Annotated in this window: 20 protein-coding genes; 8 read left to right on the top strand and 12 right to left on the bottom strand. The window is 66.9% G+C overall.

The window, feature by feature from the left end:
- Positions 1 to 15: 15 nt before the first annotated feature.
- The 4 genes from H7H34_RS08595 to H7H34_RS08580 all read right to left on the bottom strand — a co-directional run bounded on the left by H7H34_RS08595 (position 16) and on the right by H7H34_RS08580 (position 5,189).
- Positions 16 to 1,512, bottom strand: coding sequence for a phosphomannomutase/phosphoglucomutase (locus H7H34_RS08595; RefSeq protein ID WP_185924930.1), 1,497 nt, complete (start codon positions 1,510 to 1,512; stop codon positions 16 to 18).
- A 59-nt stretch (positions 1,513 to 1,571) separates the two neighbouring features.
- Positions 1,572 to 2,990 carry a mannose-1-phosphate guanylyltransferase/mannose-6-phosphate isomerase gene (locus H7H34_RS08590; protein ID WP_371811370.1) on the bottom strand — a complete coding sequence of 473 codons (1,419 nt, stop codon included), beginning with the start codon at positions 2,988 to 2,990 and terminating at the stop codon, positions 1,572 to 1,574.
- 133 nt (positions 2,991 to 3,123) lie between these two features.
- On the bottom strand, positions 3,124 to 3,699 hold the full coding sequence (locus tag H7H34_RS08585; RefSeq protein WP_185924928.1) for a UbiX family flavin prenyltransferase: 576 nt from the start codon (positions 3,697 to 3,699) through the stop codon (positions 3,124 to 3,126).
- Entirely contained in the window at positions 3,696 to 5,189 is a 1,494-nt protein-coding gene (locus tag H7H34_RS08580; protein WP_185924927.1) for a UbiD family decarboxylase, read from the bottom strand. The genes H7H34_RS08585 and H7H34_RS08580 overlap by 4 nt, the downstream gene beginning before the upstream one ends.
- A 129-nt stretch (positions 5,190 to 5,318) precedes the next feature.
- On the opposite strand from H7H34_RS08580, the gene ubiT reads away from it, so the two are divergent.
- From ubiT to ubiV, 3 genes are read left to right on the top strand one after another with little or no spacing between them, the layout of a single operon-like run.
- On the top strand, positions 5,319 to 5,873 hold the full coding sequence (gene ubiT, locus H7H34_RS08575) for a ubiquinone anaerobic biosynthesis accessory factor UbiT (RefSeq protein WP_209006182.1): 555 nt from the start codon (positions 5,319 to 5,321) through the stop codon (positions 5,871 to 5,873).
- Complete coding sequence (gene ubiU / locus H7H34_RS08570) at positions 5,873 to 6,850, top strand: ubiquinone anaerobic biosynthesis protein UbiU (RefSeq protein WP_120270920.1); 978 nt, start codon at positions 5,873 to 5,875, stop codon at positions 6,848 to 6,850. The genes ubiT and ubiU overlap by 1 nt, the downstream gene beginning before the upstream one ends.
- Positions 6,851 to 6,854: 4 nt before the next feature.
- Entirely contained in the window at positions 6,855 to 7,781 is a 927-nt protein-coding gene (ubiV, locus tag H7H34_RS08565) for a ubiquinone anaerobic biosynthesis protein UbiV (protein WP_185924926.1), read from the top strand.
- On the opposite strand, the gene mog is transcribed toward ubiV, so the two are convergent.
- The 3 genes from mog to H7H34_RS08550 are packed head-to-tail and all read right to left on the bottom strand — an operon-like array spanning position 7,753 to position 9,186.
- Positions 7,753 to 8,301 (bottom strand): molybdopterin adenylyltransferase, encoded by a 549-nt coding sequence (mog, locus tag H7H34_RS08560; protein ID WP_185924925.1) that lies wholly within the window; start codon positions 8,299 to 8,301, stop codon positions 7,753 to 7,755. The two genes, ubiV and mog, sit on opposite strands and share 29 nt — an antisense overlap.
- A 46-nt stretch (positions 8,302 to 8,347) precedes the next feature.
- Positions 8,348 to 8,608, bottom strand: coding sequence for a cytochrome C oxidase subunit IV family protein (locus tag H7H34_RS08555; protein WP_185924924.1), 261 nt, complete (start codon positions 8,606 to 8,608; stop codon positions 8,348 to 8,350).
- A gap of 5 nt (positions 8,609 to 8,613) precedes the next feature.
- Entirely contained in the window at positions 8,614 to 9,186 is a 573-nt protein-coding gene (locus tag H7H34_RS08550; RefSeq protein ID WP_185924923.1) for a cytochrome c oxidase subunit 3 family protein, read from the bottom strand.
- Positions 9,187 to 9,361: 175 nt separating this feature from the next.
- Between H7H34_RS08550 and H7H34_RS08545 the strand changes: the two genes are divergently transcribed.
- The 4 genes from H7H34_RS08545 (at position 9,362) to H7H34_RS08530 (ending at position 14,047) form a co-directional block, all read left to right on the top strand.
- Positions 9,362 to 9,844, top strand: a complete 483-nt coding sequence (locus tag H7H34_RS08545; RefSeq protein ID WP_120270892.1) for a c-type cytochrome — start codon at positions 9,362 to 9,364, stop codon at positions 9,842 to 9,844.
- Between the two features lie 13 nt (positions 9,845 to 9,857).
- Positions 9,858 to 11,216, top strand: a complete 1,359-nt coding sequence (locus H7H34_RS08540) for a cbb3-type cytochrome c oxidase subunit I (protein ID WP_120270891.1) — start codon at positions 9,858 to 9,860, stop codon at positions 11,214 to 11,216.
- Positions 11,217 to 11,310: 94 nt separating this feature from the next.
- Complete coding sequence (locus H7H34_RS08535) at positions 11,311 to 12,129, top strand: CbbQ/NirQ/NorQ/GpvN family protein (protein WP_185924922.1); 819 nt, start codon at positions 11,311 to 11,313, stop codon at positions 12,127 to 12,129.
- 4 nt (positions 12,130 to 12,133) lie between these two features.
- Positions 12,134 to 14,047 carry a nitric oxide reductase activation protein NorD gene (locus H7H34_RS08530; RefSeq protein WP_185924921.1) on the top strand — a complete coding sequence of 638 codons (1,914 nt, stop codon included), beginning with the start codon at positions 12,134 to 12,136 and terminating at the stop codon, positions 14,045 to 14,047.
- A 3-nt stretch (positions 14,048 to 14,050) separates the two neighbouring features.
- Here H7H34_RS08530 and H7H34_RS08525 read toward each other — a convergent pair whose 3' ends face one another.
- The 3 genes from H7H34_RS08525 to H7H34_RS08515 form a co-directional block, all read right to left on the bottom strand.
- Positions 14,051 to 15,115, bottom strand: coding sequence for a glycosyltransferase family protein (locus H7H34_RS08525; protein ID WP_185924920.1), 1,065 nt, complete (start codon positions 15,113 to 15,115; stop codon positions 14,051 to 14,053).
- A complete protein-coding gene (locus H7H34_RS08520) occupies positions 15,112 to 16,299 on the bottom strand; it encodes a tetratricopeptide repeat protein (RefSeq protein WP_185924919.1) in 1,188 nt (395 codons plus the stop codon). Before H7H34_RS08520 ends, H7H34_RS08525 begins: the two co-directional genes overlap by 4 nt.
- Before the next feature lie 97 nt (positions 16,300 to 16,396).
- Complete coding sequence (locus H7H34_RS08515; protein ID WP_185924918.1) at positions 16,397 to 17,485, bottom strand: DUF2793 domain-containing protein; 1,089 nt, start codon at positions 17,483 to 17,485, stop codon at positions 16,397 to 16,399.
- Between the two features lie 242 nt (positions 17,486 to 17,727).
- Between H7H34_RS08515 and H7H34_RS08510 the strand changes: the two genes are divergently transcribed.
- Positions 17,728 to 19,200, top strand: coding sequence for a class I SAM-dependent methyltransferase (locus H7H34_RS08510; RefSeq protein WP_185924917.1), 1,473 nt, complete (start codon positions 17,728 to 17,730; stop codon positions 19,198 to 19,200).
- On the opposite strand, the gene H7H34_RS08505 is transcribed toward H7H34_RS08510, so the two are convergent.
- Both H7H34_RS08505 and H7H34_RS08500 read right to left on the bottom strand, forming a co-directional pair.
- Positions 19,191 to 21,188, bottom strand: coding sequence for an HAD-IA family hydrolase (locus tag H7H34_RS08505; protein ID WP_185924916.1), 1,998 nt, complete (start codon positions 21,186 to 21,188; stop codon positions 19,191 to 19,193). The two genes, H7H34_RS08510 and H7H34_RS08505, sit on opposite strands and share 10 nt — an antisense overlap.
- A gap of 25 nt (positions 21,189 to 21,213) precedes the next feature.
- Entirely contained in the window at positions 21,214 to 26,232 is a 5,019-nt protein-coding gene (locus H7H34_RS08500) for a glycosyltransferase family 2 protein (RefSeq protein WP_185924915.1), read from the bottom strand.
- Between the last annotated feature and the right edge of the window lie 44 nt (positions 26,233 to 26,276).

Genomic DNA, 26,276 nt, shown 5'->3' with positions numbered 1-26,276 from the left:
ACCGACGCAGCAGCGTCAGAGCGTCTGGTTATAGTCGCCGACTTCCGGATTTTCCCGCAGGACCGCATCCACCGCGTGGAACATGGCGTGCAGGCGTTCCTCGGAGACCGGGCTTTCCACCACGACGACAAGCTCAGGCTTGTTGGACGAGGCACGTACCAGACCCCAGGTACCGTCCTCGGCAACGACGCGGATGCCGTTGACGGTGACGAGATCGGCGATACTGTGCCCGGCAATCGTCTCGCCGTTCTCCTTCATGGCGGTGAAGCGCTCCACCACCCGGTCGACGACCTCGTATTTGATCTCGTCGGCGCAGTGCGGCGACATGGTCGGCGAGCCCCAGGTGCGCGGCAGCGCGCGGCGCAGATCCGCCATCGAGCGGCCCGGGTTGCGGTCCAGCATGTCGAGAATGGCGATGGCGGAGACGAGGCCGTCGTCATAGCCGCGGCCGATCGGCGCGTTGAAGAAGTAGTGCCCGGACTTTTCGAAGCCGACGAGCGCGTCCAGCTGGTTGACGCGGCGCTTGATGTAGGAGTGGCCGGTCTTCCAGTAGTCGGTCACGGCCCCGTTCTGCTGCAGCACCGGATCGGTGGCGAACAGGCCGGTCGACTTGACGTCGACGACGAAGCGGCAGCCGGGATGCAGCGCGGACAGGTCGCGGGCCAGCATCACGCCGACCTTGTCGGCGAAGATCTCCTCGCCCTCGTTGTCGACGACACCGCAGCGGTCGCCGTCGCCGTCGAAGCCCAGCCCCACCTCGGCGCCGCTCTCCAGCACCTGGTCGCGGAGCGCATGAAGCATCTTCATGTCTTCCGGATTGGGGTTGTAGCGCGGAAAGGTGTGGTCGAGCTCGCAGTCGAGCGGGATCACCTCGGCGCCCAGGGCCTCCAGCACGCGCGGCGCGAAGGCGCCGGCCGTGCCGTTGCCGCAGGCGGCGACCACCTTGATCGGACGCGACAGGCGCGGCCGATTGGTGAGGTCCGCGATATACTGCTCCTGGAAGTTCTCGACAAAACGGTAGCTGCCCGAGCCTTCGCGGAAGCTCGCTGTCAGCACGATCTCCTTCAGGCGTCCCATCTCGTCGGGACCGAACGTCAGCGGACGCTCGATGCCCATCTTGACGCCGGTCCAGCCATTGTCGTTGTGCGAGGCCGTGACCATGGCGACCGCCGGCACGTCGAGGGCGAACTGCGCGAAATAGGCCATCGGCGACAGCGCCAGGCCAATGTCGTGGACACGCACGCCGCCGGCCATCAGGCCGGTGACCAGCGCCATCTTGATGGCGGCGGAGTAGCCGCGGAAGTCATGCCCGACGACGATATCGGGGCGCACGCCGCGCTCGCGCATGAGGGTTGCAATGCCCATGCCGAGGGCCTGCATCCCCATCAGGTTGATTTCCTTTTCGAACAGCCAGCGGGCGTCATACTCGCGGAACCCGGTGGCCTTCACCATCGGCCGGGATTCGTAGGCGTAGGTGTTCGGCTTCAGTTCGGCGACAGGCACTGGCAGCATGTATCTTCCTCAGGATCTGGTCCGGTTCGGCTCGCGCGGGTCGCAAGACAGGCCCGCACTTACTTGGACGAAAATGGCGCCCCCGCCTCGTCGTAACGGATAATGTCGTCATCGCCTATATAGGCGCCCGACTGGATTTCTATGACACGCGCCGGCACCCGGCCCGGATTGGCGAGCCGGTGGCGCGCTCCCACCGGAACGTAGGCCGACTGGTTCTCGGTCATCAACCGCGTCTCGCCGTCGATCTCGACCGAGAGCGTGCCGGAGACCACCACCCAGTGCTCGGCCCGGTTGACGTGGCTTTGCCGGGACATGCTCTCGCCCGGCTTGATCTCGATTTCCTGCACCTGGAACCGGCCGCCGACGGCGATCTCCTCGCGCCAGCCCCAGGGGCGGTACAGCCGGCGATGCTCGCGGGTCTCGCGGCGGCCTTCCGCCTGCAGCCCCTCGACCACGGTTTTCACATCCTGGGCATGGGCCTTGTCGGCAACCAGGACCGCATCCTTGGTGGCGACCACCATGACATGGTCGAGGCCGACCACCGAGACCAGCGCACCATCGCTGACGACGAGATTGTCGCGCGCCTTCACGAAACGCGCCTCTCCCAGAACGCTGTTGCCCTCATCGGATTTCTCGAAAGCCTCCCACACCGCAGACCAGGAACCCAGATCGCTCCAGCCCGGTTCCATCGGCACGCAGGAAATCCGCTCCGACTTCTCCATGATCGCATAATCGATGGAGATATTCGGGACCTGCGAGAAGACCCCGGCATCGAGGCGCAGGAAGTCGAGATCGCGGGTCGCAGCGGCCAGGGCCTCCTTCACGCGGGCGAGGACCTCGGGTGCATGCCGCGCGAATTCCTCCAGCATGGCGCGGGCGGAGAACAGGAAGATGCCGGCGTTCCAGACATAGGTCCCGGCGGCAAGGAACGCGCGGGCGCGCTCAAGATCCGGCTTCTCGACGAAAGCCTCGACCGCACAAGGCCCCTCGCCGGCTTCCGCCAGACGGATATAGCCGTAGCCCGTGTTGGGTTCGGACGGCTTGATGCCGAAGGTGACGATGCGCCCGGCCCTTGCGGCCGGCAGCGCCCGCTCGACGGCAGCGGCAAAGGCGTCGGTGTCGCGCAGCAGGTGATCGGAGGGCGCCAGCAGAACCAGCGCGTCCGGGTCGCGCGCCTCGGCCAGCAGCGCGGCGATGGCCGCGGGCGCCGCCGTGTTGCGGCCGACGGGCTCCAGCACGATGGCCGTATCCTCGGCCGGAGCGCGAACTTCCGCCATCTGCTCGCCGACGAGGAAGCGATGCTCGGAATTGGAGATGACGATGGGCGCCGAGAAGGCGGGGCCGGCAAAGCGCTTCAACGTCTTCTGGAACAGGCTCTCACCGTCGAAGATCGGAAGAAACTGCTTGGGTCGAGCCGAGCGCGACAGGGGCCAGAGCCGCGAACCGGAGCCACCGGACAAGATGCAAGGGATGATCACGCAAGGTCTCTCGTCACCGGGGTTTGCCGCAGGATGCGGAAAGGTCAGACCCTCTTTTGCCCAATCCCGGACTGACAGGAGGTTAACCCGAAATCCCAGAGGTGTGAAACAGCAGAGAAAAACGCCCTGAAGCTCAATCGGGAGAGGCCGGCGCGGACCAGGCGCGCGCCTGCGCTGGCCCCAGCCGCAACAGGTCCACTGCGCGCGCGGCGATCTGCGCAACCGCATCGGACAGCGAGGCAGGCTGCAGATAGAAGGCCGGCACCGGCGGCAGGATGATGGCACCGGCCTCGGTCGCCAGCACCATGTTGCGCAGGTGGATGAGCGAGAGCGGCGCCTCGCGCACCAGCAGCACCAGCGGCCGGCGCTCCTTGAGCTGAACCGAGGCCGCCCGCGTCAGCAGGTTGTCGTCGAGGCCATGGGCGATGGCGCTGAGCGTGCGCATGGAACACGGGGCGACGATCATGCCGGCGATCGCGCTCGAGCCCGAGGCGATCTCCGCACCTACATCGGCAATCGAGTGTTCACGCACGGCAAGCGCGGACAGCTCGCTTCGCGCGTCTTCGCCTCCCTCCAGCTCCAGCGTCCGCCCTCCCCCGGTGCTGACGACGAGATCGAGCAGCGCGCCGCGTCGGGCCAGATCGCGGGCACAGGCGAGCGCCAGCTGCGCCCCGGAAGCGCCCGAGACGCCAAGAACCACGCGGGTCATGCCAGCCCCTCCGCTTTCAGGATGCGCTCGGCGGCGCCCTCCGCCTCGGGCGAGAGCCGCATCACCTCGCCGAAGGCGCGGTCGGTCTCCGATCCGAGCTTCACCGTCGCGTCGAGCCCGATCTTGCCGGCGAGCCCCTCCAGCGGCGAGGCGAAGTCGAGATAATCCATCGGCGTGCGATCGAGCAGCATCGTGTCGCGGGCCGGGTCATAGCGCGTCGCCAGCGCCCAGGCGATGTCGTCCCAGTTGCGCGGATCGATATCGGCGTCCACCACCACGATCATCTTGGTGTAGCTGAACTGCGCCAGCAGCCCCCAAAGCGCCAGCATCACCCGGCGCGCCTGGCCCGGGTAGCGCTTCTCGATGGCGATCACCGCGATGCGGTAGGAGCACGCGGCCGGCGGCAGCCACAGGTCCACCACTTCCGGGATCTGCTGGCGGATGACGGGAAGCGCCAGTTCGTTGAACACCTCGCCGATGATGGAGGGCTCATCCGGCGGCCGGCCGGTCCAGGTGGAGAGATAAAGCGGATCGCGCCGGTGGGTGATCGCGCTCACCCGCATCACCGGGAAAGGTTCGACCGAGTTGTAATAGCCCGTGTGATCGCCGAACGGGCCTTCCGGCGCCGTCTCCTGCGGATGCACCCAGCCCTCCACCACGATCTCCGCGCTGGAGGGAACCAGCATGGGCACGGTGACGGCGGGCGCCAGCGAAGTGCGCGCCCCGCGCAACACGCCGGAGAAGGCCAGCTCCGACACGGTTTCCGGCAGCGGCAGGGCCGCGGCTAGCAGCAAGGCCGGATCGGCGCCGAGCGCGATGGCCACCGGCATCGGCTCCCCCTTGCGCACCCAGCCGCGATGATGAGCCGCCGCGCCCCGGTGCGGCAGCCAGCGCAGGATCAGCCGGTCGGGGCCCAGCACCTGCGCCCGGTAGATGCCGGCATTGTAGCGTCCGCTGTCGCTCGCCTGCGACCCCGGATCGCGGGTCAGCACCACCGGCCAGGTCATCAGCGGGCCCGCATCTCCCGGCCAGCAGGTCTGGACCGGCAGGCGCGACAGGTCCGGTTCTCCCATCCGCTCTTCCTGCGAGACACCCCTGCCGAGCACCTTGACGCGGGCCCTGAGGGCCGCCGCCATCTGCGGCCAGCGCGAAAGCGCATCACCGACGCCTTGCGGGGGCACGGGGCTGCGCAGCGCGGCGAGAAATTCTCCAAGCTGAGCGATATCGGCAGGCTCGATACCGAGACCGGCAGCAACGCGCCGCCGGGTGCCGAAGAGATTGGCGATGAGCGGGATGGAGGAGACCGAGCCGTCTTCGGCGAGCGGACGCTCGAAGCGCAGGACTGGCCCGCCCGCCAGCAGCACCTTGCGGTGCACGGCGGTGACCTCCTCGCGCAGCCGCACCGGCTGGGCGATGGAGCACATCTCGCCGGCTGCATCGCACCAGCGCAGAAAGCTGCGGAGATCGGGAAAGGCTGGCAGGCGGCGCATGGCGGCTCCTTGAAAAGGGTGCCCTGCCTTAGCAAAGCGGATCGCCCGCGAAGTTGATGCGGATCAACAACGGCGGGAGATCGCCCCTCTATGGTGCGCGGCACCCGTCCCCTCCTGCCGGAGCGCCCCATGCCGCAAGCCCTTGCAGATCCTCTGGAACATCGCGCCATTCCGAAAATGCCGGCGCTTCTGGCCTTCGGTGTGCGAATGGCACCGCACGGGCCGGCGGACCTGCTGCTAACGCAGGTGACGCGCCGGATTCTCGCGCGGCATGCCGGACTGCTGGAGCGCCTCGGCCCCTATCGCCGGACGCGCTTCGTGGTGACGGCGAGCGACGTGCCGCTGTCCTTCCTGCTCGACCTTGCCCGCGACACGCCGGCGGTCAGCCTCCACCGCGAACCGCCGGAGGGCGATGCACGCATCACCGGCAGCCTCGCGGCCCTGGTCGGCCTCGTCCATGGGGTTTGGGACGGCGACGCACTTTTCTTCTCCCGCGACCTCACCGTTGAAGGCGACACGTCCGCCGTTCTGGCTCTGCGCAATGCCATTGATGATGCGGAACTCGACATCGGCGCGGAACTGGCCGGCCTCACCGGCCCTCTGTCGGGTTTGGCCGCACGCGCAATCGCCCGCCTGGAAGCGGCAACGGGCGTGCCACTCACCCGCGCGGGAGGCGTGCGATGATGGAGCTCGTCTGCCCCGCCGGCACACCGGCTTCGCTACGCGCTGCAGTGGATGCCGGCGCCCACAGCATCTATTGCGGCTTTGCCGACGACACCAACGCCCGCAACTTTCCCGGCCTCAACTTCTCCCGCCCCGAAATGGCGGACGGCATCGCCTATGCCCATGCGCGCGGCGCCAAGGTACTGGTCGCCATCAACACGTTCCCGCGGGCCGGCGAGACGGAGCTCTGGCACCGGGCGGTGAGCGACGCGGAAGCGCTCGGTGCCGACGCGGTGATCCTTGCCGATCTCGGGCTGATCGCCCATGCGGCCGAGCGCCATCCCTCGCTGCGCCGCCACCTTTCGGTGCAGGCGGCGGCGGCGAACCCGGACGTCATCAACTTCCACGCAAGCGCCTTCGGCGTGAAGCGGGTGGTGCTGCCCCGCGTGCTCACCGTCGACGAGATCGCCTCGATCAACCGCGACATCGACGTGGAGACGGAAGTCTTCGTCTTCGGCGGGCTCTGCGTCATGGCCGAGGGCCGATGCTCGCTGTCCTCCTACATCTCCGGCAAGTCGCCGAACATGAACGGCGTGTGCTCGCCGGCAAGCCACGTCGCCTACGCCGAAGAAGACGGCGAGCTGGCCGCGCGCCTCGGCGGCTACACCATCCACCGCACCCCGGCGCAGGCGCCCGCCCCCTACCCCACCTTGTGCAAAGGCTGCTTCAAGGTCGGCACGCGCACCGGCTACGTGTTCGAGGACCCGGCGAGCCTGGACGCCTCGGAGCTGCTGCCCGCGCTTGCCCGTGCCGGCGTCACGGCGCTGAAGATCGAGGGCCGCCAGCGCTCGCGCGCCTATGTCGCGCAGGTGGTGCGGAACTTCCGCCAGGCGGTCGAGGCGCTCGCCGAAGGGCGCGAGGTGCCGCTCGGCACGCTTGCCCGGCTGACCGAGGGACAGGCCGCGACCGCCGGCGCCTACAACAAGATCTGGAGATAAGCAGATGCAGCTGACCGTCGGCCCGATCCAGGGCTTCTGGGATCCGGGGCAGTGGAGCGCATTTTACGAGCGGCTGGCCGATACGCCGGACATTTCCCGCGTCGTCATCGGCGAGCTCGTCTGCTCGAAGCGGCTCCCCTTCTACCAGACCCGCCTGCCCGATGCGATCGCGCAGCTGCTGGCCGGCGGCAAGGATGTGGCCCTGACCAGCCTCGCCCTCGTCACTCCGCTCAAGCGGGAACGGCGAATGGCCGCGGAACTGGCCGCGATGGACCTGGAGGTGGAGGTCAACGACCTCACCATGCTGGCGCATCTGTCACCGGACGCGCGCTTTTCCGTCGGCCCGTTGGTGAACGTCTACAACGAGGGCACGCTGGCGGTTCTGGCGCGGCGCGGCTCAATGCGCGTCTGCCTGCCGCCGGAGCTGTCCGCCACCTCCGTCCGCCGCATTGCAGCGGCGACCGACATGCCGGTCGAGGTGTGGGGCTGGGGACGCCTGCCGCTCGCCATGTCCGGGCGCTGCTATCATGCGCGCTATCACGACCGGGCGAAGGACCAGTGCCAGTTCGTCTGCGCCGAGGACCCGGACGGGCTCGCCGTCGACACGCTCGACGACCAGCAATTCCTGGCGATCAACGGGCTGCAGACCCTCTCCGGCCAATGCGCGAACATGGCGCATCACCTGCCGGCCCTGCGCGAGGCGGGCGTCGCGGGCCTGCGCCTGTCGCCGCAGACCAGCGGCTTCTTCGAGGTGATCGAGCTCTTCGCACATCTGACGGCGGGCCGCATCGATGCGGAAGAGTTCTGCGCCAAGGCCCTGCCGCATGCGCCGGGCGGGGCCTTCTGCGACGGCTTCCTGGACGGCCCGACCGGGGTCTCCTGGTCGGGCTCCAAGGATCAGGTCAGGATGCAGCCGGCCGGAACGCCTTGAGCCGCGCCGGATCGGTGTCGATGCGTGCCGCGCCGATGAGGTCGAGGCAATAGGGCACGGCGGCGAAGACCGCCCGCAGCGACGTGGCGATGCTCGCCGGCTTGCCCGGCAGGGTGATGATGAGGCTGGCGCCGCGCGTGCCAGCCTCTTGCCGCGAGAGGATCGCGGTCGGCACTTCGGCGAGATTCGCCTGCCGCATCGCCTCGCCGAAACCGGGCAGGAACCGTGTTGCGACCTGCGCCAGCGCTTCCGGCGTCTCGTCGCGCGGAGCCGGCCCCGTGCCGCCCGTGACCAGCAAAAGGTCGCACCCTTCCACATCGCACAGATGGCGCATCGCGCCGGCAACACTGTCGGCGCCGTCCGGCACGATGCGGCCGACGAACTCCCAGTCGCCGACCAGATGCGCCCGCAGCCACTCGAGCGCCGCCGGCCCGCTGCGATCCTCGTAGATGCCCGCGCTGGCCCGATCCGAAACCGTGAGAATGCCGATGCGGGCGGGCTTGCCCAGTGTACTTGCCATGAGATTGTTCCTTGGGAGGAAGGGAGGGGCTGCCGGTCAGTCGGCTTCAACCGGCAAGGGAGTAATGCGCGGCGGTGAAGACCGCGCCGATGGTGCCGCCCAGCGCGGCGATGAGGGCGATGAGGCCGTAACGCCAGCCGGCCGGTGCCTCGCGCAGGCCGAGGAACTGGGTCAGCACGACCCACGCCTTGGCGAGCGCAAGGGCAAGGATCGACCAGACGAGGACCGGGGTGCCGCCATCCGGCACGGCGAGCGAAGCGGCGGCGAGCCCAGCCAGGGCAAGGGCGGCGACATGCAGGCGTGTCATGGAGATCACCCGATCAGGTAGACGACGGGGAAGACCAGGAGCCAGACCAGGTCGACCATGTGCCAGAAGGCGGTGCCGGTCTCCAGGGTCTCCAGGCTGTTGTAGCAGGCGACCACGGCAAGCAGCACGATGCCGGCCAGCACATGCAGGGCGTGGAAGCCGGTGACGAGATAGTAGAGTTCGAAGAACGTGCCGCTGTCCGGGCCGTAGCCCAGTGAGATCTTGGCGGCATATTCGGCGCCCTTCACCACGAGGAACACAGCCCCGAGCGCCATCGCCGCTGCAAGCTGCGGCCGCCCGGAGCGGCCCGTCTTGCGCCCTTCCACTGCGAGCGCCGCGCACCAGCCGCTGGCGATCAGAACCAGCGTGTTGAGCCCGCCGAGCCGCACGTCCAGTGCCGCCTGCCCTTGCGCGAAGGCGAGCGGGTCAAGCGCCCTCGCGACCGAGAATCCGACAAGCAGCGCACCGAACACGGCGAGCTCGCCGAGAATCAGGATCCACATCATCGGGTTGCCGGGCAGTCCGTCCAGCGGTCCCCATCCTTCGTCGGGCGTCTCGCCCGCGACGTCCTCATGCATGCTTGCGCCTCCAGTCGGCGCGACCCTAGCAGGCGCCCGCCCGGCTGAGTTTGAGCAGGCTCAAACTCGCGGCGAGGTGGTGCGGGCGAGTTTGCGCTGGAACAACGTTCGTCCGACGCCTTGGCCCTAGCTCTTGGCTCCACTGACGGCATCCGCCAGCAACTGGAGAGCACACATGTCCGGACCAAGCGAACCGCATCGACCGCCGGTCGAGCGTTTCACGAAGTCGGCCGCCAGAAACATTTTCTACGGTGGCTCGATCTTCTTCTTCGTCGTCTTCGTCGCCCTGACCGCGCAAAGCCATTGGCACATCGTCACCAATTCGACCGACGAAGAGACGCTGACCGCGGCGGTGATCCGCGGCAAGCACGTGTGGGAGAAGAACTCCTGCGTCAACTGCCACTCGATCCTCGGTGAAGGCGCCTATTTTGCGCCCGAGGTCGGCAATGTCTGGGTCCGCTACGGCGGCAAGGACGACCCGGAAGGCGCAAGGGCCGGCCTCATCGCCTGGATGCAGGCCCAGCCCACCGGCATCGAGGGGCGCCGGCAGATGCCCCAGTTCAACCTGACCGACCAGGAGCTGAACGATCTCGTCGACTTCCTGGAGTGGACGAGCCGGATCGACACGCAGGGCTGGCCGCCCAACGACGCGGGCTGAGGAGCAAACCCCGATGAAATACGCTTCCCAAAGAGTGGCCTACTGGTACTTCGTCTGTGCCATGGTCCTGTTCGGCGTGCAGATCCTTGCCGGCGGCCTGGCCGGCACGGTCTATGTCCTGCCGAACACGCTTGCGGAACTGATGCCGTTCAACATCATCCGCATGATCCACACCAACGCGCTCATCGTCTGGCTGCTGATGGGCTTCTTCGGCTGCGCCTACTACCTGGTGCCGGAAGAGGCGGAGCGCGAGATCGAGAGCCCGTTCCTCGCCTATGTGCAGCTCGTGCTGCTGATGGTCGGCGCACTGGCCGCGGTCATCGGCTACACTCAAGGCATCCATGGCGGACGCGAGTTCCTGGAGCAGCCGCTCTGGATCAAGATCGCCATCGTCGTGGTGGCGCTGATCTTCCTTTACAACGTGTCGATGACCGTGCTGAAGGGCCGGCGCACCGCCGTGACCAGCGTTCTGCTGCTGGGCCTGTGGGGCATCGCCGTCTTCTGGCTCTTCGCCTTCTACGCGCCGGACAACCTGTCGCTGGACAAGGTCTACTGGTGGTACATCGTCCACCTGTGGGTGGAAGGCGTGTGGGAACTGGTGATGGCCTCGGTCCTCGCCTTCCTGCTGATCAAGCTGACCGGCGTCGACCGTGAAGTCATCGAGAAGTGGCTCTACTCCATCGTCGGCCTCGCCCTGTTCTCGGGCCTGCTCGGCACCGGCCACCACTACTACTGGATCGGCGCGCCCGGCTACTGGCAGTGGGTCGGCTCGATCTTCTCCGCACTGGAGGTCGCGCCGTTCTTCGCGATGGTGGTCTTCGCCTTCACCATGGTCTTCCGCGGTCGCAAGGACCATCCGAACCGGGCCGCGGTGCTGTGGTCGCTCGGCTGCACGGTCGGGGCCTTCTTCGGCGCCGGCGTGTGGGGCTTCCTCCACACCCTGTCTTTCGTGAACTACTACACGCACGGAACGCAGCTCACCGCCGCCCATGGGCACCTGGCCTTCTACGGGGCCTATGTGATGCTGAACCTGGCGCTGATCTCCTATGCAATGCCGTATCTGCGCGGCAAGGCGCCCTATCACCAGACGCTGAACATCACCTCCTTCTGGCTGATGAGCGGCGCGATGATGGTGATGACCTTCGCGCTGACCTTTGCCGGCGCCGTGCAGGTCCACCTGCAGCGCGTACTGGGCATGTCCTACATGGAGGTCCAGGACGAGATCGCCCCCTTCTACTGGGTGCGCCTCGGCTCCGGCATTCTCGTCGTCATCGCCGCGCTGATGTTCCTGTGGGCGGTGTTCGGCCCCGTCCGCGAACGGCGCAAGGTCGCTCGCGAGGGTCGTGCGGCCTCGCTGCAGGCAGCCGAGTGACACAAGCCGGGCGCCGCATTGCCGGCGCCCGGCCCTCTTATTCCGCCCCGTCTTTTGCGCAAGCGCCCCCCGGCGCAACAAGGAGCGATCCGCGATGATCCCCGCCACCTCTCCCCTCGCCGCAAACGGCGAAACTCCGGACCTGCCCTTCTACGCGGCCTCCGGCGATGAGTGCATGCTGTTCGAGCAGGCCTGGCGCAACCGGCTGCCGGTGCTGCTGAAGGGGCCGACCGGCTGCGGCAAGACGCGCTTCGTCGCCCACATGGCTGCGCGCCTCGGCCGGCCGCTCTACACCGTCGCCTGCCATGACGACCTCACGGCCGCCGACCTGACCGGACGCCATCTGCTGAAGGGCGGCGAGACCGTCTGGGCCGACGGGCCGCTGACCCGCGCAATGCGCGAGGGCGCGATCCTCTATCTCGACGAGGTGGTGGAGGCGCGCAAGGACGTGACCGTGGTGCTGCACCCGGTCACCGACGACCGGCGCACGCTGACCCTGGAGCGGACCGGCGAGACGCTGTTCGCCCCGCCCGAGTTCATGCTCGTCGTCTCATACAATCCCGGCTACCAGAACGTGCTGAAGTCGCTGAAGCCCTCCACCCGCCAGCGCTTCGTGGCGATGGAGTTCGGCTATCCCGACCCGGACACGGAAGCGGCCATCGTCGCCAGCGAGACCGGCCTTGCGCCCGATCGCTGCGTGCCGCTGGTGCGCATCGCCAACGCCTTGCGCGACCTCAAGGGCCAGGACCTCGACGAAGGCGCCTCGACGCGGCTCATCGTCTACGCGGCAACCTTGATCAAGGCCGGCATGAAGCCGGCGGCGGCCATCGACGCGGCCCTGCTGCAGCCGCTCAGCGACGATCCGGACGTGCAGGCCGCCCTTGCCCGCGTCGCCGACCTTGCCCTCGGGTGATGCCATGTCGCTGTTCGAGCCGGAAGAGTTCGTCGGGTCCCACTGGCACAGGCTGGTCGGCAGCCTGACCACCCTGCCCCATCATCCCGAGGCGGCCGTGACGCTCGCCGACATGCGCACGCGGCTCGGCGTGCTGTTCCGGGCGATGGGCGGCAGCGGCGCGCTGCGTCTAGTCGAAAGCGCGCCGACGGTTTCCGCGCACCGCCTGTCGCCGCTGCGGCGCATGGGGCTCGGCGCGGAGAAGATGAGCCTCGCCATCCTCGACAAGTCGACGCTGCGCCTGCCGGCCGTCCTCGACAGCTTTCCCGACCGTTCCGACAATATCGCGCTGTACGAGTGGCTGGTCGCCTGGTTCGCCCATGCCGGCGCGGGGGTGACGCCGAGCGGCGATCCTCTGGTCGACGACCTTCAGCGGCTGCGCATGAGCGTTGCCACGACCCGTGCGACGCTGCGCGCCTGGCCGGGCCTGCGCCCCTTGTTCCACCGGCTGCGCGTGGCAGCCCTTGCCGTTCGCCCGCAGCGCTCCCTTCCCGCGGTGGAGATGCGCGTCGAACAGGCAATCCAGGCCCTGCTCGGCGGCCAACGCGGCGAGGATGCGGACAGTCTTCTCGCCCTGATCGAGAGCCCGGACGCCCGCCTTGCCGGCGTCAAGGCCCCGCGCGGCTACCGCACCTATCTGCCCATCCCGCTGTTCGGCGAAATCCGCGAGGAGGCCGGCGCCCCACGCCCCGACGACGCCGAAGATCCGACCGGAACCTCCATTGCCGTCGACGGCCGCCGCCGGCAGGCGGAGCGGCGCGACACCGACATGAGCGACCGGGGCGATCCGCTCTACTTCCACCGGTTCGAGACGATCTTCTCCCTGGCCGAGATGGTCAATGTCAACCGCCGGGTGGATGACGACGACGAGGACGGCGCCCGGCAGGCGGCCGACGACATCAGCGAACTGACCATCGGCAGCAACCGGCAGAAGGCCGGCGTGCGGCTCAAGATGGATCTCGACCTTGCCCCTTCCGAGGCCGAGGAGGGAAGCCTTGCCGGCAGGCTGACCTATCCCGAATGGGACTGGAAGCGACGCGCCCACCGGCCGGACCATTGCCGCGTCGTCGCCGCGCGCGCTCCGCAGAGCGGCGATCTCTGGCAGCCGGACGAGGCGATGCAGCGGCGCATCCGCGCCGTTCGCCGCCAGTTCGAGGCCCTGCGCCCCAGGCGCATCGTCCTGCACGGACAACCCGACGGCGACGATCTCGATCTGTCCGCTCTCGTGCGTGCCGAGGCCGACCGGCGTGCCGGCAGCGCCGGCACCGAGAACCTGTTCACCTGCGGCCGCGCCGTCGAGCGGGACCTGTCCGTCGCCGTGCTGATGGATGTCTCGCTGTCGACCGACGCCTGGATCGGCAATCACCGGGTGCTCGACGTCGAAAAGGCGGCGCTGCTCGCCCTCACCCACGGCCTGACCGCCTGCGGCGACGAACACGCGATCCACACCTTCACCTCGCGCCGGCGGCAAAGCGTACGCGTCGACACGGTGAAGGACTTCGGCGAGCCGCTCGGCCCCGCCGTCGAACGCCGAATCGCGGCGCTCACTCCCGGCCAGTACACACGCATGGGCACCGCCATCCGCCATATCGCCAGGCAGCTGTCCGCAAGGCCGCAGCGCCACCGGCTTCTGCTGCTGCTCACCGACGGCAAGCCGAACGACATCGACTATTACGAAGGGCGCTACGGGATCGAGGACACGCGCGAGGCGATCCGCGAGGCCAGGCGGGAGGGGCTGACCGTCTTCGGCGTTACCGTCGACGAGGCGGCGCGCGACTATTTCCCCTACCTGTTCGGCAAGGGCTCCTACGCGATCATCGCCGATCCGGAGCGGCTGCCCGGCGCCCTGCCGGCGATCTACCGACGCCTCGTCTCGTAAGGATCAAGCGCCGCCGTCCTCTCCCACGACAAGGCCCGCCCAGAAACCGGCGACTGCAGTCCGGTCGCCGAGCCGGCGGCTGCGCGCAATTCCTCCTTGCGCGATTTCCTTCGCCTTCGCCCGGTCGCGGGCAAGCCTCAGCACCGCATCTCGGAACGCTGCGGGATCATGCGCGGCGAAGAGACCGTTGCGGCCATCCTCGATCACCGGCGCGAACACCGCCGTCGGCGTGTAGATGCCGGCGGCGCCCGCCACCGCATGCTGGTGCAGCTTGATGATCGAGCGGCCGTCATTGACCGGATTGACCGCATAGGGCGCCAGCGCGATGTGGTGGCGCGCCCTGTTGAGCCAGCGCTGGAAGTCCTCCAGCACCAGCGGCATCATGTGCGCCACCTGCCGCGAGGCGGGCAGCAGGGCCTCGCCCTTTGTCCCCAGGAACGTTTCGACACGCAGACCCGGCTCGGCGGCGAGCGCCTCGGCAAGGCCGGGGGCGACGGCGGCGAAGTCCTCCGCATGGGTCGCTGTTCCCAGGAACAGCACCCGCGTCTCGCCGTCCTCCCGGTCGAAATGCGCAAGGTCGCCGGTGGGGGCAAGGTCGGCGGGATGCAGAAACGCGCCGGGTAGCGGCGCCAGCCGCTCCAGCAGGCGCCGGTTCGGCGCGACCGCGACGTCGACGCGCTCGAGCAGCCTTGGGAACAGGCCAGAGAGGAACCGCGCGATCCGCCCTCGGTAGCGGGCGTCGAGGCGCGTATCGCTCGCCATCGCCCACAGATCGTCGTCGAGAAGATAGGCGACGCGCCCGCCCCTTGCGCGGAACGCCGACAGCAGACGCAGGTCGCGCGCGGTCACATAGCGCACGACGATGGCAAGGCTCCGTCCCTGCCCGTCGGTCAGCGTCAATCCGTGCTGGCCTATGCGGCCGAGCTGCAGCCCCGTCGCCGCCAGTTCGGCCCCGCAGATCTCCACATAGTGATAGCGCGTCGGATAGGCCGTCTTTGGCCTGCCCGTGAAATGATCGAAGGCGGTGGCAAGCGCCGCCTTGCGCAACAGGTTGGGACGCAGGATCACGTTCCGTCCTTCGTCGTGAGCTCCGCCAGTCGCTGACGGGCAAGCTCGTTGTCCGGGAAAAGCTCCAGGGTTTCTTCCAGGACCGAGCGGGCAAGATCGTGTTCGCCGGAGCGACGCAGCAGATGGGCCAGCGTCACCCGGTAACCCGCAACACCGGGGGCCCGCTCCACCGCCCTTCGCTGAAGGCCGACGCCTTCCGCAAGGTGCTCGGGAAGGCGCGAGAGAACCCAGGCGCCGAGCGCCAGCCCGCGGTCGTTGTCGGGAAAGCGCTCAACGAGCCCGCGGGCCAGATCCACGGCCGCGGAGCTTGGTCCTTCCAGCGAAAACGTGAGCCTTGCATGTTCATGCGCCGCATCGAAATGCGACGGATCTTCCGTCTCGGCCTTGCGCGCCCATTCCGCGGCCTCTTCCGCCTTGCCAAGACGCTGGAAAACTCTTGAGCGATGATAGCTGCGCGAGGGCTGCAGATCCTCTCCCGCCTTCTTGCGGATGATCACCATCTTGGCGGGGCCGGTGGGCAGGCCCGCTTCATTGACGAACGTCACGCCGGCAATCTGCGAGGCGGCCTCCAGATAGCGCTCTTCGGGGATATCTCCGGTTTCCGCGAACCGGCCCTCCAGCAGAAACCGCGAGAACAGCTCGGCCGTTTTCGGCACGCTCTTCAGCTCTTCGATCTGCGCCGGCTGCCAGTGCAGGTCCTCGATGATGTAGGTCCCACCCGGCACCAGCGCCGGAAAGAGCTCGATGAACGCCGTCTGCTGATGCCACGAGGCGTGCGATCCATCATCCACCACGACATCGAAGCCGTCCGGACACGTCTCTCGCAGTCGGGCAAGGTCCGCAGGCTCCCCCATATCGCCCTGCACGAACGTGAAACGGTCAAGGGAAACGGCCGAGAAATCGGATATGTCGAAGCCGAAGATCCGGGCGTTCGGCAGATAGTCCCGCCACATCCTAATCGATGGGGCATCGACGGTCTCGCGGCGAGCGCTGCCGCCTGCCGCTTCCGGCCCGCCGACCAGCAGCCCGATCTCCAGAAAATTGAGCGGCTCTGCCCTGCGATGGGCAAGGAGCAGGTCATATACGGCGGTGTAGCCGTGGGCATCGCGATTGCGATAGCCCTTGTCCGAACCGTATTTGTCCGCGAGCGCGCTGAGGTCCGGCAGCTGACCCTGCATGGTCATCATGAAGTTCCTGCTCGTCAGGTTGTCGGCAACCATACCTAGACCAGCGGGCAGTCAACTACCAGTTCCAGAGCGCGCTGCAGAGGGTTTCCACACCTCAGACAGGAGCCCCGTCGCGCATCTTCAGCCACTGGGTCCCGTCGGAATAGGCGAACTGGGCGCCGCCGGCCGCATCCTGGACATAGGCGAGCGTGCCGGCCCCGACGGTTGCTGCCGACGGCAACGCGGCCTTGAGATAGCTCCCTGTCCGCACCGGCCCCGCCACGTGCAGCCGTGCCGTCGGTGTCACGGTTCCAACGCCGACGTCGCCGCCGCTGGCGATCCGGATCCGCTCGCTGCCGCCGCCATACAATCGATGCGACCGCGTGGGCGTGTCATACATCGTCATGATGTCGGTAACGCTCCCGTAGATATAGAAAGCCGAGCGGTTCCAGTCGGGGATGCCGATCCAGGCTTGCGCGCCGCTCGGGCCGGTGTTTGCCAGCTGCAGGTATGGTGAAAACGACGAGGTATTTCTGATGCCGCCCGAAATTTCCAACCGCGCCGCGCCAGGCGTCTTTCCAAGACCAACATTTCCATTGGTCCGATCTACGGTAATCGCATGCTCCCAGATATTTCCGTCTGCTGATACCTTCAATTGCAGATCGTCCGATCCCAGGAGTCCAAGTTCAGCACGCCCCGAATAGCCGGTTTGCCATACCAAATTTGCCGAAGCTCCCGAGATCGCCTTGTTCACCTTGAGAGAATGACCGCCCTCCCTCCCATCAAACAGGCTTGCCGGACCTCCCACCGCCAGCCGATTCATCTCGTCAGCAGCAGCGTTGATGCCAAGGGAGCCGAAGTTCCCAGGAAAAGCGCGCCACGCGTCACCGTCGAAAACCAGCAAAAGCTCCTCGTCGACGATCCACGAGATCCAGCCGGCCCGAGGTTGAAAATACGTCCACACCGAAGACTGCCAGTGCGCGATGGTCGAACCTCGCCCCTCCCACGCCCCAGCCCCCTCACCGGCCACAAGATAACACCCCCCGTCTTGCGGATCGATCGGCGGCGCCTCGAGCGAACGCGACACCAGCGCCAATTGAACAAGACTGTCGAGAATGGTCAGGGCTTCATTGTGCGTGACGTGCTTCTGGGCCTGCGACGCGCCCATCACCGGAAGTCCGAGTTTCTGGGTAAAGTGGCTCATGATCCGCTCCTCCGATTGGAGAAGCCATAATCACGCCCGGATTGTCGCCGCGGATAACTTCATGCATCCCGAGGATGCTAGCAGTGCAACCTTCGATGCAACGGCGGAGCTTTCGATCAAACGGGATCTCTCATTGGTCAGGGTAGTCGTCCATTGAAATGAGACCGACTTTCGACTAGAAGTCTTCAGCGCGACAAAAGTCGGAAGCAGCGCGTAACACGCAATAAACGGAATAGCTAATCATGACGAATGAGACAAAATTCAAGTATCCGTTTATGGACTCGGATGGCATCCATAGAATTTTCGCTGCTGACGATATCAGAAAGAAAAACAAAGAAGCCGAAGCTTCGATCCAAAATTACCACAGGAAATACCAGTCCGCCCCGCATTTTGTTATAGATGGACAGGCCCCGACCATTCCCGACCATCTTCTACAGACCTGCCAGGTGGTCTCGAGCAGAACTGAGATTTTAAAGCGGCTTCCCAAAGGGGGCACCGTCATTGAGGTCGGCACGCAAACTGGCAAGTTTGCGAGAACACTGATCGATCATCTTTCGCCGGAAAAACTCTACCTTGCTGACATCAGCTATGCGCTCTTTAACGATAGCTTCGTCGAGAAAGAAATTCAGTCCGGCCAAGTGGAAAAGCGTGAAGGGTATTCCTGGAACATCCTCGACTCCTTTCCGGATGGCCACTTCGATGTAATCTACATTGACGCCGGTCATTACTACGCACAAGTCGCCCGCGACATCGACACCGCCTACAGGAAACTAAAATTCGGCGGGTACATTATCCTCAATGACTTTACCATCTGGTCCCCGTTAGAGCAGGTTAGGTACGGCATTTACAAAGCAGCTTGCGAGGCAATAATCCATTATGGGCTCGAGATGCGTTATATCGGCATGCATCCTGAAGGTTACCATGATGTAGCCCTGCGAAAGGTTGCACCTCAAAATTTTGGACTTACACAGATTATTGCTCGCGATATTTGCGTGTTCAATATGGGCAAAGTCGCAAACACTGCCATTACAAAGGCGCTTGGAAAATCCTACGAGGTCGCCGGCCGGAGAATTTACTCCTTCCATATTCTGGATCGGTCGCAGGTCGAACGCAGTAAGGCCACCTATGAGAAGTCCGGCGTGACGCCTCCCACTCATCTTGACTTGAGTCTGGAAGTCATCAACCGGTACGAGACCGATTCATACTCTGCGGACTTCATCATTCCGTTCAGGAATCCTGTAGAACGCAATATCTCGGACTTCTTCGAAAACCTCGACCTCTATGCTTCCAAAGAAGATCAGAATAATGCGGAATCGCTGGCGCGGATATTCTTGGAGAAGTATCCTTTCGAGTCCTGCAACTGGTGGATAAGCACACAGCTCACCAAGGCACTTGGCGTGGACTTCAACCGGATTGATCTCATCGAAAGCGGATACCAGAATCTCTCGCTCGGGAAAGGCCGCGCGCTTCTCCTCAGGGCCGAGCTGAGTGATGAGCTCAAAGGCTCTATTATCTCGGAGTTTCTTGGCATCAGCTCCCTGAGCATCGAGAAGGAGCGCGTGCGTACGGAGATTTCCGGAGAGGTTTATCAGGAGTTCAAAAACTCCATCAAAATCGACCGTGAAAACATGAGTAAGATGATTGATGCTGTTCAAATGAAAGGAATTCTCTCCAGTGAAGAGAAAGAATTCCTGAGAAACAAGTATCAGTCGTAGATATCAACCACATTCCACAATCGGTAGCCTTCGGGAGACCGGTCCGTCAAGGCAGTGCTGGTCGCGGTGGCGCCGTAGTTCGCCGCGATCCGCAGCTGGCCGATGATCTCCACCTCGTCCGCGGACGGCCGGCCGAGCAGGCGATCCAGCCCGCGGAAGGCGTCGGCCGGGTCGAGCGCGCCGGGCCCAAGGCGGGGATTGGCGAGCATCTCCTCGACGAAGGCAAGCGCGGCCTCCTGGATCGGCCCGATGGCCTCGGCGTGCTGGCGCTCCTCGTCGGGGCGCTCCTCGCACACGGCAACGATCCCGTCTCCATCACGGCGATAGCCCGCCGTCGACCCGTGGCCGGCGGTGTGCAGCAGCTCGACAAGGCTCGGGCTCCTGCGCAGCGCCTGCGCCCGCGGCGTGCCGTCGAGCGAAAAGAGGTAGCCTGCCGCGTCGAAGCCGCTCAGCGCCGCCCTGTCGAGGAAAAGTCCGAGGTAGCGGCCTGCCAGCCGACCGCGCCAGCCGCGCGCGCGCAGCACCTCACTGAGGCCCTTCTGCAGCGAGCCGTGCCAGCCGATATCGACCAGCGTGACCGCATCCGCGCCGATCACCCCTTCCTGCGCCAGATAGTCGGCAAAAAGGTCCGCATGCGCCTGGTTGGCGGCCTGCAGCGCCGTCCGGCATGCCTCGAAGAGCTTGGCAAAGCGCCCTGCCCCGGCCCTGTCGCCGATGGCCACGACATCCTGCGGTGATGAAAAGCCCGCACTGAGGATCTGAGCCGCAAACTCCTGCGGGTCCAGCCCCCAGCGCGCCAGCGCATCTGCCGGCGTCAGGCGGGCCCAGTTCTGGGCGAAGAGCGCGGCCGCCGCCTCCGGCTCGCTCACCGCGCGGGCGCGGTAGATCGCCTGGCGCGAGACCATCAGGTAGCGGCTGTCCGTCTTCGTGCCGAAACGCCTGCGGAACAGATCGAAGGCTCGCTTCATGATCAGGCCGTCGCGCGAGCAGAAATGCAGCACCGGCGTCTTGTTCGCCTGCGCCGCCTCGTGCAGCCAGCCGGCCATGCCGAACAGCAGCGGCCCGAGGCATTCGCGGCCGACCCTCTCCAGCACCGGCATGTCCTCCGGCTCGCGCAAGGCGATACCGGAGCCGAAGAGCTCATCCGCAACGCTGGCGAACACCGCGCTCGAGGGCTGCGGGCTCGGATTGCGCCAGTCGATGCGCCAGCGGCCGATCAGCCGCCCCGCCGGATTGGCGACGCGCAGATGCGTGATGCCGGCTTGCAGCGCACGCGAGCCGTCCGACCACGGATTGTCGCCGATATGGGCGATCTGCCGGGGTGCCACGCCCATCTCCTCGCAGACATGGGCATAGAGGTCGCCGTGATGCTTGGTGTGGTCGACGTCGCAGGAGACGAACAACCGCTCGTGGTCGGTGTAGCCGTTGCGTGACAGCGCCTCGTTGATGAACGCGGCAGAAGAGTAGAAATCCGAGACCAGGACGACACGCTTTCCGGCACGCACCGCCCAGTGATAGATCGGCTCGACGCTCGGAACCGGGCGCAAGTGCTCCAGTTCTATTTCCTGCTCGATCCGCTGCGCCTCGACGAGCGCGGCCTGCGTCACGCTGGGACGCCCCTGCGTCGGCAGCAGCGCGTTCATCCGGCCATACATTTCGGCCAGCGTCACCTCGTGGCCGCGCCGCGCCTCCAGCGCGCAGCGGGCATCGCGCTCGCCGCGCATGCGCAGACGCGCGAACTCCCCCGGCGACAGCCCGAGCAGCGGGCCGGCCTTCTCGCCGATGGTCAGGAACAGGTCGATGGGGCGGAACACGCCCTCGCGCCGCAGCAGGGTCTCGAAAATATCGAAGGAGATCACGTCGAAGGGCGCGAGCCGGCGCAGGATGTCGTCCAGATCCTTGCCGGCGGCAACCGCACGGCCCGCCTCGCCGCGCGCTGATGCGATGGGAAGGCGTGCCACGTCCAGATCGAGATAGTTCAAGGTCATGAGCGGTGCTTTCGCAAGCGTCGGATCAAAGGCGTTTGGCGATCAGCGACTCGACATATTTCATGTGCTCGGCGCGGTCGTTGAGCATCTTTTCCAGCCAGTGCATGTGCTGGCGCATCTGGTGCAGCTGGTCGGTGACCTCCCGGTGCATCTCGCCCATGTAGAGCATCTGCCCGTCACTGCTGCCCTGGCCCATCCCCTCGCGCATGTGCCGGTTGATGTAGAGCGCGCGCTGGATCCGGTGCACGTCCTTCTGTGCCACGACCGTGTTGCCGTACTCGCTCGTCGTGCCGGCGGAGCGGTGATGGTAGAAGGCCAGCGGCTCGCGCAGCACATCGACGCGGAAACGCTGTGCCGCGCGCAGGTGGAAGTCCCAGTCGCCCAGCACCGGCAGCTCGCCGTCGAACAGGCCGACCGTTTCCATCACCACGCGGCGGAACAGGAAGGAGATCGGCGGGAATTGGTTCTCGACCGAAAGCCGCGTCAGCTCCAGCGCCTCCATGTTCTTGAACAGGAACCGCTGGCGCTCGATGACGTTGTCGCCCTCGATATCCTCGATCACCACGGTCGCGTGGGTGACCACGCCGCCGACATCCGGCGAGGAGGTGTCGAGATGGCCGATGCAGCGCTCCAGGAACTTCGGATCCCAGGCGTCGTCGTCGTCGTGCACAACGAGGAACTCGCTTGCCGAGTTGGTGACGCCGGCGTTCGAGGCGTTCTCCATGCCGGTCGAGACAGGATTGTTGATCACCAGCACCCGGCCCTGGAAGGCGGCGCGGCGCGCCTCCACCAGCTGGCGCACCGGCTCGGGATCGCCGCCGTCGTTGACCACGACCAGCGCCCAGTCGGTGTAGGTCTGCGACAGCACGCTGTCGAGCGCGCGCTGCAGCAGGATCGGCCGGTCCTTGGTGCGCATGATCACGGCGACACGGCCATAGGCGATGCGGCCGGCGACCGGCAGGCCGCTGCGAGCCGGCAGGTGTGGATCGACCGGAGGCTGGTCCCAGCGCTGGGTCAGGCCCTGCGCCAGCATCAGCATGCGGTGGACGCCGTGCGGCAGCTCGTGAGAATAGGCGCGGATGTTGCGCTGGAAGTCGACCTGGGCGCTCTCGCGCCCGCGCAGCATGCTTTGCGCCGCCACCCGGTACCAGAAATGCGCCCGGTTCAGCAGCTCGTGCCGCAGGCCGAGCGTGCTGGCCCGCGCGAACAGCTCCCAATCCTCGTGGCCACGGCCGAAATCCTCGGTAAACCCGCCGATCTTCTCGAAGGCCGCGCGGGTGATCAGCATGTTGGCATCGCCGAAGCAGTTGGACAGCACGCCAACCGCAAGATCGGGGATCAGCGGCACGCCGATCTCGCGCGGGATGTCGCGGCCCGGCTCGATGGCGTCGGTCCCGTCGAACATGGCAAAGCGCGAGGTGACGATGTCTGCCCCCGTCGCCAGATGCGCATCGACGAAGGCATCGATCATGCCCGGATGAGCGAGGTTGTCGTCGTCCATGAAGACGATCAGCTCGCCGGTAGAATTGCGCACCGCCGTGTTGCGGGCCGCACCCAGGTAGCTATTGGGCTGGCGCACCACCTTGCCGTTAACGGCGGCGAGTTCCTCTTCAATCGTTGCCAGCTCTCGGGAAATGCCCGGCACGGCGCTGCCATCGTCGACGACGACGATCTCGAGCTCCGGATAGCCGCAGGCCAGCACGGAGGCGAGCGTCTGCCGCAGCAGGCTGGTGCGGTTGAAATGGCTGATGCAGACGCTGACGCGCGGACGCGGCGCGGCGCTCGCGGCACTCGCCGTCTGCGGGGCGGCCGCGGCGATCTCCTGCGCAAGGGCCGCGCCCATCGCGCTCCTCGCGGCCCCCTGGGCCAGAGGCGCGCGAGCACCGGAAAGCGCGGCATCCAGCGCATCGGCAAGGTCGGTCGCATTGCCCGCCCGCACCGACGACAGATCGGCCAAGGGAAGCTCGGCAGCACTGGCGAGGCTGTCCCACGCGGTGCCTTCGACCGCCGGAAGGCGGACGCCGATGCCGTTTGCGGCAAACGAGCCGAGCAGCCCGGCGAAACTGTCGAGCGTCAGGTCCAGATGAATGCGCAAGCCGAAGCGCCACTTGCGGGCGCGCTCGCGGATATAGGCGCTGGCGCGGCGGCCTCGCACCCAGTCCTCGGTGCCGGCGAAGACCACGCCGACCGTGTCCGGGTCGATGCCAGGCCGGCGCATCAGGCGGTCGAGGGCATCGCAGAGCTGGACAAGCCCGGTGCGGGTGCGCAAGGGGGCCGCAAAGACCAGCCAGCGGCGCTCGCCCCCCTCCTGCGGGAAGCCGGCGGCGCTGGCCGCCGTGCCGATCTCGGCCGGAACGACGAGGCTGCGCTCGCGGACCGAAGGCTCCAGCTCGGCGCAGGTCTCCAGAACCTGTGCCGAGGGCGCCAGTATCCGGGTGCAGGCTGCAAGAGCCGCCTTTTCCAGCGCCTCTTCCACCAGAAGCTCCGGCCGCTCCAGCAGCTGGTCACGGTCGAGCAGGTCCTGCACCGCGAAGGTGTCGGCCAGCATCACCACCTGCGTCGTGGCGGGCAGCAGGCCCTGCCGGCGCGAGGTGGCGCAATAGGAGAGAATGCCCGAGCGGCTGGTGCCGGCTATCAGCGAGAAGGCATTGGCCCGCGCCCACAGGTCGAGCGCATAGGCCCGCTCCTGCGCTCCGCCGGCGGTCGAGGGCAGCACTGCCTGCGGCAGCGGCACGAAAGCCGCACTTGCCAGCAGGCCGGCATTCTCGCGGCCGACCAGGTCTTCCACCAGGGGGGCGAGATCGCCGCTCGCCCCGCGCAACGAGGCGCGGTGGCCGCAGGAGACGACAGTGATCGGCGCAACGCCGGCGCGCGCGGCAGCCACCGCCGCCAGAAGCACGCTCCGCGCCTCCTCGCGCGACTGCGCGTTGACCAGGGGATCGGGCATGACGAAACAGGCGCCGGTGCGGCTGTGACCGGCATCCTGCAGCCGATGGGCGCCTCCGCCGGTGGACACCGCCTGGTCCAGCAGCACCCGCCCGTCGAACGTGGCGCGCACGCGTACCGCGGCCTTTTCCGGGATGGGGCGCTCGAAGCGGAAGCCATGCGCGTCGGTCAGAAAGCTTTCTGCGGCAAGCTGCGGATGGGGATCGCGGGCGGGGCGCGTCTCCACCACCTTGCCGTCGACGATCAGCGAGACCTCGGCGACCGCCTCGCCGTCCCAAGGCAGCACGACCCAACCGGACACGGCGCCGCCGACATGCTCGACGCGGGTCAGCGCGTTGGTGCGCGGCTCGCCCGCGCGGAACATCAACGGCCGTTCCGGCCAGCGGCGCTCGTCGCCGACGATGCGGGCCTCGACCCGGTGCGGCAGCCCATCGCGCCAGCGCGCCGAGATGGAAACCGCAAAATGGCCGATGCCGGCATCGTCGTTCGGCAGTCCGCGGGCAACCTCGATCGCCACGGGCTTGTCGTCGATCAGGATCTCCACCGCCGTCTCGCGGTTCTCCTGCCAACGGTCGACCACCTTGCCGGAAATCCGGTCGTCGGCGATGTCCATCGACAGATCGAAACGGTGAAAGGCCAGCTCCCGCGAGAAGGCTACACTGGCCGCCTTGCCATCCCCTTCGGCCGAGCCGATGCGCACCGTGTGGGTTGCGTCTTCCAGCTTCAGGGCCGGCACATGCGTGTCGAAGGAGAAGAATGGCGCGGCGGACAGCTCGGCAACCCGGCGCTCGCCGATCCACACGCCGCACAGCCCGCTCGCCGCCTTCAGCAGCAGCCCCTGCCCTGCGATCCTGCGCTCGGAGACCTCGGCCACCGATACGGCAAGCGATCCGTCGGCAGCGATGTGCACCGGCACCTGCGCCGAGCCGGCCGGCTGGCCATTGGCGCTCACGGCAACGCGCACCTTCACCGGGCCGTCCATGCCGGCCGGCTTCACCAGCGCGGCGATGTCGGCCGGCTTGGCGCGCCAGGAAAAGGCGTGCAAGGCGTTAGTCGTTCCCTTGTGCACCACCTTGCCGTCCAGCGAGATCTCGATATCCACCGAAGCGCCGGCGCCTTGCGGCAGCCAGGCTGCTCCCTCGACAGCCAGCGGCGTCAGCAGCGGCAGCTCGCAGCGCACCTTGGCGAAGGTCCGCGCCTCCACCGCATGGAACGGCTTCGGGCGCCCCTTGCAGCGCAGTTCGATGGCGTGCGAACGGCCGTCGCGCAGCACGGGCGGGATGGCGAAGCGGAACATGCAGGAACCGCCCGCCTTGCCGGCATCGGCAAGGTCCTGGCGATAAAGGTCGGCGACGGTCTCGGCCAGCACCACGCCGTCCTCGACCAGTTCAAGCGGCAGGCGCTTTTCCGGCGTTGCCGGGGCCCAGATCCAGCCGACGATACCCTCGTCGCTGACCGTGTCGACGTTGAAGTCCAGCGCCGAGGCCGAGGCCGCTTGCGGGAAGACGTGGAAGGGCACGCGCGCGCCGGCAAGGCGCAGGCTGAGCCGTGCCGGCGGCGTCTTGGCCACGTCTTCCGGCAGGTGCATGTCGAACGCATGGGCGCCATCGCCCTTGCCGGCTTGCTTGAGGTCGTCGCGATACCCATCCGCCGTTGCGGCGGCGACCACCCGGCCATCGGCGACGGCCTCGATGCGCACGCGCTCGCCCGGCTTCTTGGGCATCCAGGCCCAGCCGGTGATGCGCCCCGGGGTCTTGCTGTCGATGTGGAAGTCGACCTTGCCGGCGGCAACGCGCGGCGATTGCCAGAAGGGGCGGCGCGCGCCCTTGCAGCGCAGGCCAAGCCGGTCGGTCACGCCCGGCTCGGGAAGGGTGATCTGGAACCCGTGCGCGCCGTCGCCCTTTCCGGCCTTCAGCAGATCCTCGCGGAACTGGTTGGCCTCGACGGTGGCGACCACCTGCGCACCGCTCAGGATCTCGATGCTGATGCGCTCGCCCGGCCGTTCCGGCCACCAGGCCCAGCCCGCGATCAGCAGCGGCCCCGTCTTGTCGACATGGAAGTCGGGAGACGGTCCGCGCCAGAAGGCAAGATTGGCCAAAAGCTTCTTCTTCGCAGGCCTGTTCGTCCCAGTTTTCAACATCG

Source organism: Stappia sp. 28M-7, assembly GCF_014252955.1.
In the GTDB taxonomy this organism is placed as follows: domain Bacteria; phylum Pseudomonadota; class Alphaproteobacteria; order Rhizobiales; family Stappiaceae; genus Stappia.
This window is presented reverse-complemented; position numbering and strand designations above follow the sequence as displayed.